Source organism: Pseudomonas caspiana, assembly GCF_002158995.1.
GTDB lineage: Bacteria > Pseudomonadota > Gammaproteobacteria > Pseudomonadales > Pseudomonadaceae > Aquipseudomonas > Aquipseudomonas caspiana.
Genome location: NZ_LOHF01000037.1, coordinates 1 through 16557, shown reverse-complemented (window position 1 = coordinate 16557; position 16557 = coordinate 1). Strand labels below are relative to the sequence as shown.

The 16557-nt window shown below is 52.8% G+C and carries 11 protein-coding genes, 1 tRNA gene and 1 pseudogene; 9 read left to right on the top strand and 4 right to left on the bottom strand.

Annotated features, from left to right (window positions below; all coding sequences use genetic code 11):
* Positions 1–248: 248 nt before the first annotated feature.
* Entirely contained in the window at positions 249–2165 is a 1917-nt protein-coding gene (gene dibA / locus AUC60_RS26100) for a phosphodiesterase DibA (RefSeq protein ID WP_087274287.1), read from the bottom strand.
* Between the two features lie 154 nt (positions 2166–2319).
* On the opposite strand from dibA, the gene desA reads away from it, so the two are divergent.
* Entirely contained in the window at positions 2320–3504 is a 1185-nt protein-coding gene (gene desA, locus AUC60_RS26095; RefSeq protein ID WP_087274285.1) for a delta-9 fatty acid desaturase DesA, read from the top strand.
* Positions 3505–3640: 136 nt separating this feature from the next.
* Positions 3641–4624 (top strand): GGDEF domain-containing protein, encoded by a 984-nt coding sequence (locus AUC60_RS26090; RefSeq protein WP_087274283.1) that lies wholly within the window; start codon positions 3641–3643, stop codon positions 4622–4624.
* A gap of 307 nt (positions 4625–4931) precedes the next feature.
* On the opposite strand, the gene AUC60_RS26085 is transcribed toward AUC60_RS26090, so the two are convergent.
* The 3 genes from AUC60_RS26085 to gabD form a co-directional block, all read right to left on the bottom strand.
* Entirely contained in the window at positions 4932–6308 is a 1377-nt protein-coding gene (locus tag AUC60_RS26085; RefSeq protein ID WP_167384400.1) for an HDOD domain-containing protein, read from the bottom strand.
* Between the two features lie 324 nt (positions 6309–6632).
* Positions 6633–7913 (bottom strand): 4-aminobutyrate--2-oxoglutarate transaminase, encoded by a 1281-nt coding sequence (gabT, locus tag AUC60_RS26080; protein ID WP_087274281.1) that lies wholly within the window; start codon positions 7911–7913, stop codon positions 6633–6635.
* Positions 7914–8087: 174 nt separating this feature from the next.
* Positions 8088–9530 (bottom strand): NADP-dependent succinate-semialdehyde dehydrogenase, encoded by a 1443-nt coding sequence (gene gabD / locus AUC60_RS26075; RefSeq protein WP_087274279.1) that lies wholly within the window; start codon positions 9528–9530, stop codon positions 8088–8090.
* Positions 9531–9882: 352 nt separating this feature from the next.
* Between gabD and AUC60_RS26070 the strand changes: the two genes are divergently transcribed.
* From AUC60_RS26070 to AUC60_RS26040, 7 genes and pseudogenes are all read left to right on the top strand, one after another.
* Positions 9883–9959, top strand: a tRNA-Arg gene (locus AUC60_RS26070).
* A 165-nt stretch (positions 9960–10124) separates the two neighbouring features.
* Positions 10125–10298, top strand: a pseudogene (locus AUC60_RS26065) (Arm DNA-binding domain-containing protein); the annotation flags it as partial.
* A 622-nt stretch (positions 10299–10920) separates the two neighbouring features.
* Complete coding sequence (locus AUC60_RS26060) at positions 10921–11391, top strand: SLATT domain-containing protein (RefSeq protein ID WP_087274277.1); 471 nt, start codon at positions 10921–10923, stop codon at positions 11389–11391.
* Positions 11388–12446: a nucleoid-associated protein gene (locus tag AUC60_RS26055; RefSeq protein WP_087274275.1), complete on the top strand. Its 1059-nt coding sequence runs from the start codon at positions 11388–11390 to the stop codon at positions 12444–12446. The genes AUC60_RS26060 and AUC60_RS26055 overlap by 4 nt, the downstream gene beginning before the upstream one ends.
* Positions 12443–13447, top strand: coding sequence for a GTP pyrophosphokinase (locus AUC60_RS26050; RefSeq protein WP_087274273.1), 1005 nt, complete (start codon positions 12443–12445; stop codon positions 13445–13447). Before AUC60_RS26055 ends, AUC60_RS26050 begins: the two co-directional genes overlap by 4 nt.
* Positions 13448–14162: 715 nt before the next feature.
* Positions 14163–14879: a hypothetical protein gene (locus AUC60_RS27910; RefSeq protein ID WP_158099159.1), complete on the top strand. Its 717-nt coding sequence runs from the start codon at positions 14163–14165 to the stop codon at positions 14877–14879.
* Between the two features lie 276 nt (positions 14880–15155).
* Entirely contained in the window at positions 15156–15908 is a 753-nt protein-coding gene (locus AUC60_RS26040; RefSeq protein ID WP_087274270.1) for an RES family NAD+ phosphorylase, read from the top strand.
* The last annotated feature ends 649 nt before the right edge of the window (positions 15909–16557 follow it).

Here is a 16557-nt window from a genome sequence, read left to right as displayed (position 1 = left end):
AGACGCGCGGATATTCTTAAAAATACTATTTAAGAATCTACATATAACTAAAGTGAATTTACGAGAGATTCTCTACTTCAGTTTGCCCGGACAATAGACCTGTAAGAGCGCACGAGCATCGCGAGGCCGCGATAGCGGAGTGCCAGAAAGACCGCCATCGCGGCCTCGCGATGCTCGTGCGCTCCTACAGGATGTATTTCAATTGCCTGGTTTGCAGGTAGCCTGAAAAGAGCTGCCACTTCGGCTGGCTAAAAATTCGGCGCATGAGACCAGTCAATCTGCTCAGCCGGCATTGGCTGCGCAAACCAGTAGCCCTGCCCCATCTGGCAATCGTTGGCGAGCAGAAACGACGCCTGATCCACCGTCTCGATGCCTTCGGCCAGCACGCGCATGCCCATGCTTTGCGCAAGGGCAATGATTACTCGCACAATCGCGATGTCATCCTCATCACCGGGCAGACCGGCGACAAAACCTTGATCGATTTTCAGCTTCTGCACCGGCATCCGTTTGAGGCGCAGCAAAGATGAGTAACCCGTGCCGAAATCGTCGATGGCCAGGCTCAGCCCGAGATCACGTAAACGGTGCATCTGCTCGATAGCCTGATCAGGATCCTCCATCACGGCACTTTCAGTCACTTCCAGCTCCAGATGGGCAGGATTGAGCCCGGTGTCGCGCAACACCTTCGCCACCCGCTCAACCAGATGACCACTGGCAAACAGCCGGCTGGAGATGTTGACGGCCACAAAGGAAATATCCACCCCCGCTGCCAGCCAGGTGCACATTTGCTGGCAGGAAGTGTTCAACACCCAGGCATCCAGCTCGGCAATCAAGCCACTCTGCTCGGCGATGGGGATGAACTCCCCTGGCGACACCAGCCCCCGCTCGGGATGCTCCCATCGCACCAGCGCTTCGACGCCCAGAATACGGCTGTTGTACAGGTTGTGAATCGGCTGATAAAACACCCGCAGCTCATGTCGTTCAATGGCCCTGCGCAATTCGCTGGCCAGATGCACCCGCTGCTGGGCGTGAGCCGTCAGCTCTTCGGTATAGAGAGCATACGTTTCGCGACCATCGCTTTTGGCTTTGAACAGCGCCGAGTCGGCATTGCGCAACAACTGCGCGGGACTGGCCGCATCGCCAGGGAACAGGCTGATACCCACGCTCGCACTGATGAACAGCTGTTGGTTTTCCAGCACGAACGGGGTTTTGAAACCGTCCAGGATTCTCTGGGCATACCCGGCCACCTGTACCACTTGCTGGCAGTTCTCAATCAGCAGTGCAAACTCGTCGCCACCCAGCCTCGCCAAGGTTATTTCGGCATCGAACAAAGACCTGAGCCGCTCGGCGACCGCTTTGAGCACGTCATCACCGACGTTGTGCCCGAGGCTGTCATTGATATTCTTGAAGTGATCCAGATCGATCAGCAAAAGCGCACAGCCGCGCTTGTTCGACCGGGCATAACTCAGCGCTTGAGTCGTGCGGTCGATGAACAGCAAGCGGTTGGGCAGATCAGTCAGCGGGTCGTAATGAGCGAGTTGCAGCAAATCCTGCTCAGAGCGCTTGATGGCCGTGATGTCGGAGAAGACCGCGACGAAGTGCTTTATTTCACCGTTGTCGTCCTTCACGCTGCGAATACTTTGCCACTGCGGGTAAATTTCGCCACTTTTGCGCCGGTTCCAGATTTCGCCGCTCCACTGTCCGGCGCTGAGAATCGAACGGTACATTTGCCGATAGAACTCAGGGCCGTGACGACCGGATTTGAATTTGCTCGGGTTTACACCCAGCACCTCATCCAGCTGGTAGCCGGTGATCTCCATGAAGGCACGATTGACGTGAACGATCTGCCCTTGGCTATCAGTGACCACGACCCCTTCAAGGGTGCTGTCGAAAACGGCAGCCGCCAGGCGCAAGCGATCAAGGTCTTCGCGTTGCTGGCTCCGGGTGACTTCGATGCCCATGAAGCGCAGCAGCTGACTGCGGACAACGAAGATAAAAATCGCGCTGACCGCGACCCAGACATAACCACTCATCTGCTGGGCAAATGCCAGCCTGGCCGGATTTTCAATCCATACGGGTAGACAGTAGTCACACACGACAAACCAGAGAATGGACAGAACCCCGTAAAACAGGGCTGTTCGCAGTGCATCACGCGACGAGTCAGTCATAAGAAAGCTAGAAACCTTATGAAATGCGGGATTAAAGATTAGGAAACATCTGGCGACTCTTATCTCAAAGGCCGACTGGTTTTATCTGGTGGCTCAGTGATAATGCGCACTGTTGGTTTTATTTCAAAGCGTCTTTTCGAGGGCCATACAGCCTATGTGGTACAACGGTTTGCTCGACCTTTCAGTCTGGCAGTTAGTGGCAGTTACTCTTGCCATGACCCATGTGACAATTGTCGGCGTCACAGTTTATCTACACCGCTACTCCGCTCACCGCTCACTGGAGCTGAATGCGGGCCTCAAGCACTTCTTCCGTTTCTGGCTGTGGCTGACCACTGCGCAGAACACTCGTGAGTGGACGGCCATCCACCGCAAACACCACGCTAAATGCGAAACCGTCGATGACCCGCATAGCCCGGTCGTCAAAGGGCTTTCTACTGTACTGCGCAAGGGCGCAGAACTGTATAGGGCCGAGGCAGAAAATCCTGACACCTTGCGTATCTATGGCAAAAACTGCCCTGAAGACTGGATCGAACGCAAAATCTATACGCCTTACCCGTTGCTGGGCGTGGCGATCATGGCAGTGATCGACCTGCTGCTGTTCGGTGCGCTGGGCATCACCGTCTGGGCGATCCAGATGATGTGGATTCCGTTCTGGGCTGCTGGCGTGGTCAATGGTCTGGGCCATGCCGTGGGCTATCGCAACTTCGAATGCCGTGATGCGGCAACCAATCTGGTGCCGTGGGGCATCATCATTGGTGGCGAAGAACTGCATAACAACCATCACACCTACCCGAACTCGGCCAAGCTGTCGGTCAAGAAGTGGGAGTTCGACATGGGTTGGGCGTGGATCAAGCTGTTCAGCGCACTGCGTCTGGCCAAGGTCCAGCGGGTTGCACCTATCGCGCATCGTGTCGAGGGTAAAGGCAGCATCGACATGGACACCGCCATGGCGATCCTCAACAACCGTTTCCAGATCATGGCCCAATACCGCAAGCTGGTGATCGGCCCGCTGGTAACCCAGGAGCTGGCCAAGGCCGACGCCTCGGTACGCCACCAGTTTCACCGCGCCAAGCGCTTGCTGTCCCGTGAAACCACCCTGCTGGATGACAAGCACCACTTGCGCATCCAGACCATGCTCGAACACAGCCATGCGCTGAAAGTGATCTACGAGAAACGCCTGGCCTTGCAGCAGATCTGGGTCAAAACCAGCAGCAATGGCCACGACATGCTCGCGGCCATGAAAGAGTGGATTCACGAAGCCGAAGCCAGCGGCATTCAGTCCCTGCGCGATTTCGCCGACCAGCTCAAAACTTACTCGCTGCGCCCTGCGCACGCCTGAAGCCTCTGATCAGCGCGCCCACCCGTGGCGCGCTGATTTGAACTTCATCCCCTAAATCCAATCAGAACAACAGCCCGCCACCCCGTGCGGGAAGTGTTGTGGCTGAGCGCCGCACCTTATCCTGAGATGCAGTGCGATGGACAACAAGAATCTACTGACCCCAAACACCGATGCGCCCGCAGCTGAAACCTTACTGGCCCTGATGCATGCCCAGGCGGAAGTCGCTCGGCTCAGCGAACGTGAACAACTCTTCAGCTCGCTGCTGGTTAGCGTCAATGCTGTGCTGTGGGCATTTGATTGGGCCACGCAGCGGATGATTTACGTTAGCCCGGCCTACGAACGCATTTTCGGCCGTTCTGCTGGTTTGCTGCTGGCGGACTTTGGCGAGTGGCGCGACAGCATTTACCCCGATGACCTCAATTACGCCGAACGCAGCCTGAACGAAGTCATCGAGAAAGGTGCCGTCGAAGATCGCGAGTACCGAATCATCCGCGCTGACGGCGAAGTTCGTTGGATCAGTGACAAATGTTTCGTGAGCCACCAGACCGACGCCGAACAGCGTCTCGTCGTAGTCGGGATTGCTGAAGACATCACCGAAAAGAAAGAGCTTGAGAGCGAGTTGCAGCGTCTGGCGACGACCGACGTGCTGACTCAAAGCAGCAACCGCCGACACTTTTTCGAATGCGCTCAGCGCGAATTCGAACTGGCTCGTCTGCATGGCACGCCTTTGGCGTTTCTATTGCTGGATATCGATGACTTCAAACTGGTTAACGACACCTACGGCCACCAGGAAGGCGATCTGGTGCTGCAGAAAATCGCTGAGTGCGGCAGGACAACGCTAAGGCGTGGGGATCTGTTCGGCCGTATCGGCGGGGAAGAGTTTGCGGCGGTGTTCCCGGGCTGTGCGCCGGACATGGCCAAACAGATCGCCGAGCGGCTGCAGCGGGAGATCCAGCGTTTGAGTTTCCAGCGCGGCGAAAAGACCTTCGGCATTACCGCCAGTCAGGGCCTGACCAATATGGGTGAAGAGGACCAAGGCCTGGAAGTCCTCTACGCCCGCGCGGACGCCGCCATGTATCAGGCCAAACGTCAGGGCAAGAATCAGATTGTCTTGGTGTAGGTAAGTCGCGCAAAAGCCTGTTGGAGCGAGGCTTGCCCGCGAAGGACGATTACGCGGTATGCCTGACACACCGCAGCGCCTAAATCGCCCGTAAGCCTCGCCCACACAGGACACTTATGACGTGGGACCGGCTTCAGCCGGGAAAGCTGCCTGACAGACGCCACACACTCATCGGCTGTCCCGGCCTCTTCCCGGCTAAAGCCGGTCCCACATCGTTACATTAGCTTGCAGGCAGACATAGCATTCCCAGCAGGAAAACGCATTCCAGTTCAAATGAATGCGTGATGGCATCCTATAGCCAATGAAGCTACCTCGACGAATCCTCCTCAGCCGCAGGCGTCTCATCGGCAACCGCTTCAGGCTCCGCCTCCGGCGTACCGTCCAGCAGATCCGGACCTTCGTCCTCGTCATCATCAGCCAACGTTTCCACCACCAGCCCCACCGGCGGTGCCAGCAAACTTGGATCAGTCACGCCGGTCAGTTTTTTGCGCAACCGCTGCAAGTCCGCAACCGTGAGCTTCAGCAGCCGGGCCGGTTTGGTCTTGAGTAACGTTGTCACGCTGTCGTCATCCCCCAGACGCGCCATATGCCCAGCCAGGTTCATGACCAGCACTTCGCGGGTATAAACCCCGGTGTTGTATTGGTAAACCGACGAGGTCAGCTCACGCAGCTCAAGCGGCAAACGCCAGCGCACACGCAACGCCGAACCATAAGCGGCGGAATACTGCTCCAGCGCTTTTTCGATCTGCTGATCATCAAGCTTGCCACCGGCTAACAACCACTCCTGCAAACAGCCCAAAACGGCAAGATCACCCAGCGACAACAGCAGCCCGGCACAGAAGCAACGCTCCGGGTCGACCTCAAGCATGCCCGCCAGCACCCGCGCGTACTCGGCCGTACGTTGCGACATCTCCCAGAACTCGCTGGCCTTAGCCTGCAACGCATTGTTGGTCAAAATCGACATGCGCTTTTTAGTCAGCCCGGAAACAATGCTCGCGCTCTGCGTTGCGCCCAACAGCGCCAGCGCCGCACCGAGCGTTTGCACCGGCTTGACCAGATGTTTGGCGGCCGTATTGGCTGCCGCGATCAGCACCGCGGTGATATGGGGATCACTGCGCAACTCTTGCTCAAGCAGGGTTGCATCAACACCAGCGGCGCCCTTGCTGAGTTTGAGCGCGGTGGCGACATCCACAAACAGCGGCGCACCGTCTGCGGTGTCTCGGTTCTTTTCGAGGTACTTGCTCAGCGTCAGGCCCGGGGTCAGCGCGGGCACTGCGCCCGGCATCGGACACGCCAGCAATACACTTTCGACGCGTTGACGCAGCTTTTCAGCGTCCAGCGGCTTGGTCAGGTAAGCAGTAGGTGCCAGCGGTACTACCTCACGAACACTGGCTGTGTCTCCCCGATTACTGATCAGAATAAAGGGCAGCGGAGGCTGACGACGCAAACCGCGCACGCCACGCAACAGACTCAAACCATCGACAACAGGCAATTCTCTGGCAGCAATGATCAGATCAGGGACGTGCTTCTTCATAAACTCGACGGCCTGCTTGCCATCGCTGCAAATCTGGAGCGCAACATCGTCACGCACGCTCAGGATCAACTCACTGAGCGTTTCACGAATCCATGGATCGGACTCAGCAATCAATACCCGAGGTCCCGCAGGTAAATCTACAGCTGTCATCAGAACTCTCTCGTCGAACAAACGCATAGCCAACGAACTGAAATGTATTTTCTGCAGGAGCTGCCGAAGGCTGCGATACGGTATACCAGACCCAGCGCCATTCGAAGCCTTCGGCATCTCCTACGGTCAATGTATTGCAGCACGAACATCCTGTTTCAGGAGCATGGCGCAACCTTCAACATCAATGCACCCACCTTAGCCAATGCATACGTCGGGATATAGATAAAAACCCTCATTTACCCCTTTTAAGCGCAAAAAAACCCGCCGAAGCGGGTCTTTTTTGTCTGTTTGGTCACATTTTAATCAATTGCGACCCTGGCATTTTCACGCCAGCTCAGCGAAACATTCTTCGATGATTGCCAGACCTTTATCCAGTTGCTCGTCAGGCGAGGTCAGCGGTACCAGCACGCGCAATACGTTGCCGTATGTGCCGCACGACAGGAGGATCAAGCCCTTGTCGCGAGCCTTGGCTACTACTTGCGCAACAGCAGCGGCGTTTGGCTTGTGGGAATCGCCGTTTTCGAACAGCTCAACCGCGATCATTGCGCCCAGCGCACGGACTTCACCGATCACCGGGTACTTGGCCTGAATGGCTTTCAGACCTGTCACCAGACGCTCGCCGACCGCTTTGCAGCGATCCAGCAGGTTCTCTTCTTCGAAGACCTGCAACACCGCCAGCGCAGCAGCACAGGCCACTGGGCTGCCGGCATACGTGCCGCCCAGACCGCCCGGAGCAATGGCGTCCATGTATTCAGCTTTACCGCACACACCGGCCAACGGGAAACCGCCGGCGATGGATTTGGCAAAGGTGGTCAGGTCAGCTGTCACACCCATCTGTTCCATGGCGAAGAACGTACCGGTACGACCTGCGCCCGTCTGTACTTCGTCAGCGATCAACAGGATGCCGTGCTTGTCGCACAGTTCGCGCAGGCGAGCCATGAACGCTTTCGGCGCCACGTAGAAACCACCTTCGCCCTGAACCGGCTCGATGATGATTGCTGCGATGTCTTTAGGCTCAGCGTCATTCTTGAAGATGCGCTCGATGCTGGCGATGGAATCGTCAACGCTGATGCCATGCAGTTCACACGGGTACAGCGCACGGAAGATACCGCCTGGCATCAGGCCCATACCTGCCGAGTAAGGCACGACCTTACCGGTCAGGCCCAGGGTCATCATGGTGCGACCGTGGTAAGCGCCGGTGAACGCGATCACGCCAGCACGGCCAGTGGCAGCGCGAGCGATCTTCACGGCGTTCTCTACCGCTTCGGAACCAGTGGTGACCAGCAGGGTTTTCTTGGCGAAATCACCTGGCACCTTGGCGTTGATTTTTTCGCACAGCTCAACGTACGGCTCGTAGGCCAGCACCTGGAAGCAGGTGTGAGTCAGCTTGGTCAGTTGCTCTTGCACGGCGGCAATGATTTTCGGGTGCAGGTGACCGGTGTTCAGTACGGCAATACCGCCCGCAAAGTCGATGAACTCGCGACCTTCAACGTCGGTAACAGTAGCGTTCTTCGCGGACTCAGCGAAGATCGGGTGGATCTGGCCAACACCGCGTGGAACAGCGGCTTCGCGGCGTTGCATCAATTCTGCGTTTGTCTGGGTCATGTTTCCTCATTCGCCGCTCATCGGTCGGCGTGGTTCAAGGATCAAGTGGCGGATCAACGCGTGACAGCATTCGATGATCGACTGTCACGGCCTCCGGCCACCAAAATGGTTTTGGGTGCCACTAAAAACCGCCGAAACGTCGCTCTCGCGCCCCGGCGGCTGCAATCCCCTGCGTTAAACCGACAAGCAGAGGTATTTGATTTCCAGATAATCTTCGATGCCGTACTTCGAGCCTTCACGGCCCAGGCCCGAGGCCTTGATGCCACCGAACGGCGCGACTTCGTTGGAGATCAGGCCGGTGTTGATACCCACCATGCCGTACTCCAGCGCTTCAGCTACGCGGAACACGCGGCTCATGTTCTGAGCATAGAAATACGACGCCAGGCCGAACTCGGTATCGTTGGCCATGGCAATCACATCTGCTTCGTCTTTGAAGCGGAACAGCGGAGCCAGCGGGCCGAAGGTTTCTTCTTTGGCAACGGCTGCATCTTTGGACACATTGACCAGAATAGTCGGCTCGAAGAAGTTGCCTTCGATGCTGTTGCCACCGAACAGCACTTTCGCGCCTTTGCTCACGGCATCGGCAATGTGCTCTTTAACCTTCGCCACGGCCTTGCCGTCGATCAGCGGGCCCGTAGTGGTGCCCTCTTCCAGACCGTTACCGATTTTCAGCTTGGCGACTGCGACTTTGAGCTTCTCAGCGAACGCATCGTAAACCGCGTCCTGCACGTAGATACGGTTGGCGCAGACACAGGTCTGACCGTTGTTGCGGTACTTGGAAATGATCGCGCCTTCGACGGCCTTATCCAGGTCCGCGTCGTCGAACACAATGAACGGCGCGTTGCCGCCCAGTTCCAGCGAGACCTTTTTGATGTCCTTGGAGCATTCAGCCATCAACTGACGACCAATCTCGGTCGAACCGGTGAAGGACAGCTTGCGCACGATCGGGTTGCCGGTCAGCTCGCTGCCGATGTCGCCAGCGCTGCCAGTGACAACGCTGAACACGCCAGCCGGGATGCCTGCACGCTCGGCCAGTTCGGCCAGCGCCAGTGCGGAGTACGGAGTCTGCGAAGCAGGCTTGAGCACCATGGTGCAACCGGCAGCCAGCGCCGGGCCCGCTTTACGGGTGATCATCGCAGCCGGGAAGTTCCAAGGCGTGATCGCGGCAGTCACACCAATCGGCTGCTTAAGCACGATCAGACGCTTGTCCGGCTGATGGCCCGGAATCACATCGCCGTAAACGCGCTTGGCTTCTTCCGCGAACCACTCAATAAAGGAAGCGGCATAACTGATCTCACCTTTGGCCTCGGCCAGCGGCTTGCCCTGCTCCAGCGTCATCAGGCGAGCCAGGTCATCCTGATTCTCGATCATCAGCTCAAACCAGCGACGCAGCTTGTTGCCACGGTCCTTGGCGGTCAGTGCACGCCAGGCGGGCAGCGCCTTGTCAGCCGCTTCAATCGCACGACGGGTTTCAGCAGCACCCATTTTCGGCACAGTGCCCAGAACTTCATCCGTTGCAGGGTTGTTGACCTTGATCGTCTGACCATTGTCCGCATCCAGCCAGGTGCCATTGATATAGGCTTGCTGGCGGAACAACTTGGAATCTTTGAGCTGCATGTCGGCCTCCGCTTTGATATACCGAAAATGCGCCGCACACGGGCGGTGCATGTTTTTGATCGTTCAAAAGGCGCCTCGAACAAGGCCGCCATCAGGAAATCATTCGCCGGCCCCCGCAACGCAGGGTCACAAAGTGCAGGAAAACCGGACAAGAGCGTTTGAAATCTCAAACGAATCCTAGGGACTGCTAGGTCAAAGGACAATAGGCCGTTCGAAAAAAAGAACGCAATTGCCAACATCCGCCCGATTTTCTGATCAGCGTCGTCCAAATACCTTGAAACGTGCAAAATCAACAACAGCACTCACCAGCATGGACGCCCGCCAACCAGATGAGTATCATGGCGCCCGCATTGCACCAGTAGCTCAGCTGGATAGAGTACTGCCCTCCGAAGGCAGGGGTCGTGGGTTCGAATCCCGCCTGGTGCACCACTTACCTGTTTTGAGCTGTCTCAGACTGTCTCGAAGCCCCCAAGAAGCCCGCCCTGTGCGGGCTTTCTTGTTTCTGGCTATCCGTCCCTGTCTACCCCTATAACTTCCCGCCGTGTATGCCCACGTGCATGCTTTGAAATTCCTATAACTGGAGGCATATAGGAAGTGGAGCGCACTGAAATCAAACGCCGCCCATTAGCAGACACCACGCTTGCAGGCCTAGAGCCTGAGCACACAACGTATCGGGAGCAGGACGGGAATGGCCTGTACTTCCGGGTGAAACCTAACGGGCAGAAATCATGGGAGCTGCGCTACAAAAAGCCAGACGGAAAATGGTCTTGACTGGGTCTCGGCGGCTCAGCTCAAAAGAAAGAGCGCGTGATGAACAAGCGGAAGACTGAGCAGCTTCCGCTTCACAAGACCCTATCGTTAGAGGCAAGCGCTCAGACCTTTTCGGCTTCTGATTTATAACGACTATAGGCTTGTAACCACTTTCGGCCGATTCTGTTGAAAAAGTCGGCCATGGTTTCCACCGTAGAAAAGTACACGCTTGAGATTGAAATCTTTACGTTGAGCAGAGGATTTCGGGCTCAGATTTCGCCTAGCGGGGTGCAAAAAAAGAGTTTTCTGCGGTCAGTATGCGGGCAGTCTGGAAGAACCGACTTTTTTAACAGAATAGGCCAATAGTCGTCCTTCGTGGAGAACGGCTAATGGACAATGGCTATCTCCCGCCTAGTCTCGCGTCGACTCAATCTGTATGAATGCACAGTACTCTAACCGTATAGATCATTGCCTCCAAAATCTGAGAGCTCGCGCACTGGTGATTGTCCAAGATGGTGGCAGAGGAAATGATGATGCCAAAGAGCCATGCCCTGTGATACGTTTGATTTCCACGCTTGGCAGGGACGTCTAAGCTATTTGCGTACATCCCTTCCTCGCATTATTACACTAAGGGATGTTCATGAGTTCTGAACCGGAGTTTAGGAGCAGTGTTGAAGTTTTGCAGCGCTGGCTCAAGCGATCCAGAGAATCACAGCTGTCGCATCAGTTAATGGCTGAGCGTCTAAGCTCGGTCCACCGCTGGCTGGGTGTGCTAACCATCGGTATTACCGCAATTGCAGGTGCCACCACATTGTTGGCCACACTTGGGGATGTTTCCAAAGTGTTGCTCGCTCTCTTCACGCTGCTGGCAGCAGTTCTTTCCTCATTGCAAACTTTTTTGAAGCTTGAAGATCGTACGAACCTTCATCGTCTTGCTGGGGCTAGCTACGGCCATGTCCGTCGGAAACTAGAGTTAGCCACGGCACTCGAAAGTTCTGAAAAGGAAATCCGGTTGAAGGAGGCTGAGTCTGATTTGAACAAACTGGCAACAGAAAGTCCAAGTGTATCAAAACAGGTCCATGACGCTGCGTTGAAGAGGAATGGTCAATGAGCAATCCATTCAATAATTTGATTTTTGAACGCATTATTTTGCATAACGTACATAAGCCTAATGAGCATGGTGCTACGCCCGCCACAATCAGTCTTGAATTGACGACTCTGAATCAAGCAGGTAAGCAAATGCTTCAGGAGCGGGTCAGCAAGGTACTCGGGACAGGGTCTGGGTCGTTGGCGATGGATGTTTCTAACAAAACTGCTGCTAGTTGCTACGAGTACTCGAAGCAACTAGTTCAAGCGTCTGATCGGGGGTTTATTACCACCTCGGCAGCAATTGCTCACCACCATACTTCCATCCACACCAGCAAACGCTGGCCTGGAGGCACGTTGGTGATTATTTCTGGGACAACGGACACCGATAACAAGCGGTGCTTGATTATCATCAAGGCCGAACAGCAAGCTGGTTTCACGGAAACGGAAGAGGATGGAAAGATCACTCTCGCTTACCTTGAAAACTTGATTCTTACACCGCAATCTAAACTTTATAAGATCGGTATTTTTTACGAAACCGCTGCTAGAACCAGCGGAGCCGTTGTTGACCTTAATGCACATGTATACGACAGCAATATAAAGTCCGATGACGATCGTCAAGCTGCGAAATATTTCTACTCTAGCTTCTTAGGACTCAGAATTCCGGACAACGCGGTACAGCGAACTCGTGATTTTTTCGATTACACAGCCGAATTTATCGAAGGGATGGGTGTACCACCAGAGCGAAAAATCGACTTGCAACAAGCATTGTACACCTATCTGAAGACAGATACGTCGACTACAATCGAAGGTGCCGAATTCGCTCAGCGTTACATGACTCCAAATGAATCAGATGATTTTGTTGGTTACATGGGAAAGAAAGGCTTCCCTGACTCTGCGATTGTCAAAGATACCAAGGCAATCAACAGGAAATTGGCCCGTCGTAAGCTAAGCTTCACAAATGATGTCAAGATCACTGCTCCGGCTGATAAGTTTGCAGAGCTTGTGAAGGTGGTGGAAACAACTGAAACGCATACAACGCTGATGATCCAAGGAGCGCTTGTGAGCCAGGACAAATGACAGAGGAAGAGTACCTCAGTCGGTTCCGAAGTGAGGCCCCATACCTTAAGGCGTGGGGTCTATTTGTCATTGAAAAATTAACACAAGCCATCACCTGTACTTTTGGCACTGAAGCTTATAAAAAATGGGTGAAGATTTCGCCTGAGGTCAGAGTTAAGGAAGAGAACTCACTGATTGCAAAGGCATTCGTGCTTAACAAAGGCTGGTTCTCCAACTACGAAGATATTACAGATAAAGTAGGAGTCCGCTTTGTGTTGGGGTTGTCTGATCAGATCGTAGAGGTCTCGAGGCTAATTGAGGCATCGGATCACTGGCAAACGATGAATAGTAAAGAATTCGATGAATGGCGCGATAAAGATCCTCGAATATTTGACTACCAATCTGCCCACTTCATTGTGACATCCTATAGCGAGTTAACTCACAACGACGTACTTATACCCGTCGGTACCAAGTGTGAGATACAGGTTAGAACTCTTCTTCAGCACGCCTATGCTGAGTTAAGTCATGATACACTTTATAAATCAAACATAACCAGTCAACCTGAGATTCATCGATTATTTGCCAAAAGCATGGCGCTTATGGAAACAACGGATGATATGCTGCTCAGGGCCAACAAAAGCACTTTAACGTCGCTTGCTACTGTCCAGGCTATCAAGGATGAGGTGGCTAAAATAAATGCCTTAGAGCTTTCTGCTGTTGTGTTCGAGACCAAGTCCCGCGAAAATGATTACATCATTGACCAATTACGAGGTGCTATCGGGAGTGGTGGACTTGAGGGTTTTGGTGCTTTTGTACAGAAATTTGCGAATGTCCTGAAGGCCAGGATAGAGGAGAGGAGCCCGAAAGAAGCGATCTATCGTATTCATGCAATCACTCTTATATATTTTCTTGTACAAACTCGCTCACGCTCCCTACCTGCGTGTTGGCCTTTTGATCTGCAAATGCTTGAGCCAATATACAGTGATCTTGGCATTGCGCCGCGGTGGACTAAAGATATCTGATGTGAGCGGCAAAAGATTGCCGCATCTATAAATTTTTGCCATGCTCAGTGGACTGAACGCTACAAATAACCGTTTCCTGTTACTCCCTGTGATTTTTTACTCCGTGCACTCAGAAGTGCGAGTGTCGCAGTCTCCGATAAACTGCCGACCGGCTGTTGCTGGCCGAAAATTCGCCCGCGCGCGGCAGCTATCGGCCGATTGCGTTGAAAAAGTTAGCTTTCCCAAAACACTCGAATATTGATGGATGAAACACCTCTGTTGCACGCTGCAACTTGAAATCCCAGTTCTGAATCGCTCTACCAAACATCCAGATCTCAATCTCAGGCGCATATTTTTTGCGGCGTGGAATTCAAAGCGGACTTTTTCAACAGAACCGGCCAAAAGCGGAAGTTCGGCTTGAATCTGTTTCAACACCAAGCGGGCATTCACGACAGTCTATTTTTAGACTGACTTCATCAGCTGGAGATCACTGCAATCGAGTATCAAAACTTTAAGGCATCACCGAGGTCAGCTAGAGTTGTGTAGCGTCCCTTTCATTGTCTCTTTTCGGATGTCTCTGATGCCTTTCAGCACCGTCGTTCTGTTTAAGTGCCCTAGTTGTGTACACACCAGTCGGACCTCAGTACCTGCTCCCGACACCAGCTGGCTTGAAGAGCCTTCCACTCGAAATACTGTGATTGACTGTGACAATTGCGGAAAGCGTTACGACGCCACTGTGAAAAAAACTCCCTACAGGTACGAAGTCACGTTAGTGGACTACCAAAATGTGGAGGTATTCTCCAGCGAGCTAACAGAACTTTCCGATTCGCACGCCACCAGCTCTTGTCAGAATAACGTGCGGGCGACTGACGATCCGTTATTCGAGTTCTTGTCGAGCTACAATCATATGACTGAGGTACTGCATACGTATGGTATTGGCGGATCAGGATTACTTAAGAGCTCTGCTCCGGAAATTAATAAGCTAGCGCTATCTGGACTAATCAGCGCAATGGAGGCTTACCTTGCCAACACACTTATGGCACTTGTGGCAGAAGAGATAGGCGCAACTGAGAATCTTCTCTTGAAAGAGGAAAAATTGTCTTCTCAGAAGATCACCCTTTTTGAAGCATGGAATGAGAGTTTGACGATAGAAAGGCGTGTCCAGAACTACTTGCGAGATCAGATCTATCATCGGCTGGGAAAAGTTGAGCAGCTTTATGAGATTGCATTCAATATTCAGGTTTTCCCGAGTGTTGAACTTAAAGAGCGACTTCATCGTGCGGTGGCTCTTCGGCACGACATCGTGCATCGTAACGGGAGAAACCTTCAAGGCAAAGAACAGGAATTCTCGAGCAATGCGGTCCTAGCAATGATGAGAGACATCCATGACTTCGTTATGCACGTGAATAATCAACTCTTCAAAGCGCTCATCGATGCCCAAAGGGATGAATAGCCTTGAGCTTTTTTGGACGCTTCTCATAGATCGCCTTTGGCCGTTTCCTGACGCCAGCAGACGTAGCACACGGCCACAAGCAGACGTCCGGCATCAGTGCAATTGCTTCCAGCTCTGAGTAGAAGCAGAGATGTGTCCATACGCCGTTACACCGGATACAAATACCTCGACCTCGACAGCTCCCATTTCGAGGGGGTGACGATAACGTTAGAACGGGATAAAGTGCTTTACCCAGCTGCAATAATCGTTAGAAAAATCCTCGAGTAACCGACAATTATGCGTAATGAACCTACCAGTCTAAGCGATATAAAGATCCCTAAGGAGTTTTGGGATTTTTATAAAAAACTTGGAGAAGAGCTTAAGTATTCAAATCGATTCAATGTATCCAAGGACTTGCAAGAGAGGATAAAAAAGTATATTCAATATCACTTAAAAAGAAAAACGTTTAAGTTGAAATCAGGTAACCTCTTTTATCGAGCAAGAATCAACGCTATTGATAAAAACGCACCATATGAAAGGGAAAATATGGGGGCACCACCTAGAGGGCAAGCTAACTCAGGGAGAATAAATCCAGAGGGCATATCATATTTATACCTGGCAAAGTCTATTGACACTGCAATTGCAGAAGTTAGACCTTGGGTTGGGGCGAAGATATCAGTAGCAAAATTCATTTTAAAAAAAGATATTGATATTGTGTCGCTTCAACACACAAAGCACTCCAATGTAAAAGATTACGAGATAGATGATATAGTTCGAGACTTATTAAACTCAACGCCGATAAATCAATTTTATTTCGCTAGCCCTGCACATAATGCAGATAGACTGGCATACTTGCCAAGTCAGTATTTAGCAGAACTGTTTAAATCAGAAGGAATGGATGGGCTAGAATATGGTAGCGTATTACACCGCAACGGAGAGAACTTAGCGCTATTTGATGTTTCAATTGCCGAGTGCCTTGATGTTGAGCTCCACTCAATAAGCGAAGTTCACTACTCGTCATCTTTAGTTGCTGACGAAAGAAAAAATTGATACCTAACAATGCACTTTGATCACTAATTGCGCGTTCTAGGATGGGCTGAAATCTAGGCGTGCATGCACTAAAAATCTACTTTAGCCTCGATCCTTAACCCCGATAACCGGCAACTTTCGGCAACTGGATCTCGCTGATGCCTTGAAATTATTGGGATATGAAGTTTTGCTGCAGAGGCTTCTGCTAATAGCTATGCCTGATAATTCTTACCAAAGTGGGGTAATAATATATCGCGACAAATTTTGGCATCTGAACTATCAGGCTCTGCCTGCAACCAAAAATTAACTTTTCCTAAAATAGAGTCTAAGTAAAATGGATCTTTGATTCTTTCTTGTGATACATGAGAGAGGAACCCATTCCAATGCCTCCCACTAACTCGATCCCGCGAGTTTCATGCCCCGTGTGGTCAGTAAATCTCTAGGGTCCCCAGCAGGTTCTGAACCCCATGCTGGCACCCTCACCTTTTTCGACTAGCGCTCGCGTGATAGCGGTGCTATTGAGATTGAAACGACGGGGCGACCGGCAAGGAAAGTAATAATGAGTGAAGAGCGAGATTTACCTCTTGAAGGGGAGTGCACCGTTCACTCCCACCCCGTACCGGCTGATGAGCTTTCGCGTTACAGCGTTGAAAGCGACCTTCATGCTGAA

Excerpts from the sequence above, each read along its gene's own strand:
- dibA (WP_087274287.1), bottom strand. The coding sequence starts at position 2,165 with ATGACTGACTCGTCGCGTGATGCACTGCGAACAGCCCTGTTTTACGGG.
- desA (WP_087274285.1), top strand. The coding sequence starts at position 2,320 with ATGTGGTACAACGGTTTGCTCGACCTTTCAGTCTGGCAGTTAGTGGCA.
- AUC60_RS26090 (WP_087274283.1), top strand. The coding sequence starts at position 3,641 with ATGGACAACAAGAATCTACTGACCCCAAACACCGATGCGCCCGCAGCT.
- AUC60_RS26085 (WP_167384400.1), bottom strand. The coding sequence starts at position 6,308 with ATGACAGCTGTAGATTTACCTGCGGGACCTCGGGTATTGATTGCTGAG.
- gabT (WP_087274281.1), bottom strand. The coding sequence starts at position 7,913 with ATGACCCAGACAAACGCAGAATTGATGCAACGCCGCGAAGCCGCTGTT.
- gabD (WP_087274279.1), bottom strand. The coding sequence starts at position 9,530 with ATGCAGCTCAAAGATTCCAAGTTGTTCCGCCAGCAAGCCTATATCAAT.
- AUC60_RS26060 (WP_087274277.1), top strand. The coding sequence starts at position 10,921 with ATGAGTTCTGAACCGGAGTTTAGGAGCAGTGTTGAAGTTTTGCAGCGC.
- AUC60_RS26055 (WP_087274275.1), top strand. The coding sequence starts at position 11,388 with ATGAGCAATCCATTCAATAATTTGATTTTTGAACGCATTATTTTGCAT.
- AUC60_RS26050 (WP_087274273.1), top strand. The coding sequence starts at position 12,443 with ATGACAGAGGAAGAGTACCTCAGTCGGTTCCGAAGTGAGGCCCCATAC.
- AUC60_RS26040 (WP_087274270.1), top strand. The coding sequence starts at position 15,156 with ATGCGTAATGAACCTACCAGTCTAAGCGATATAAAGATCCCTAAGGAG.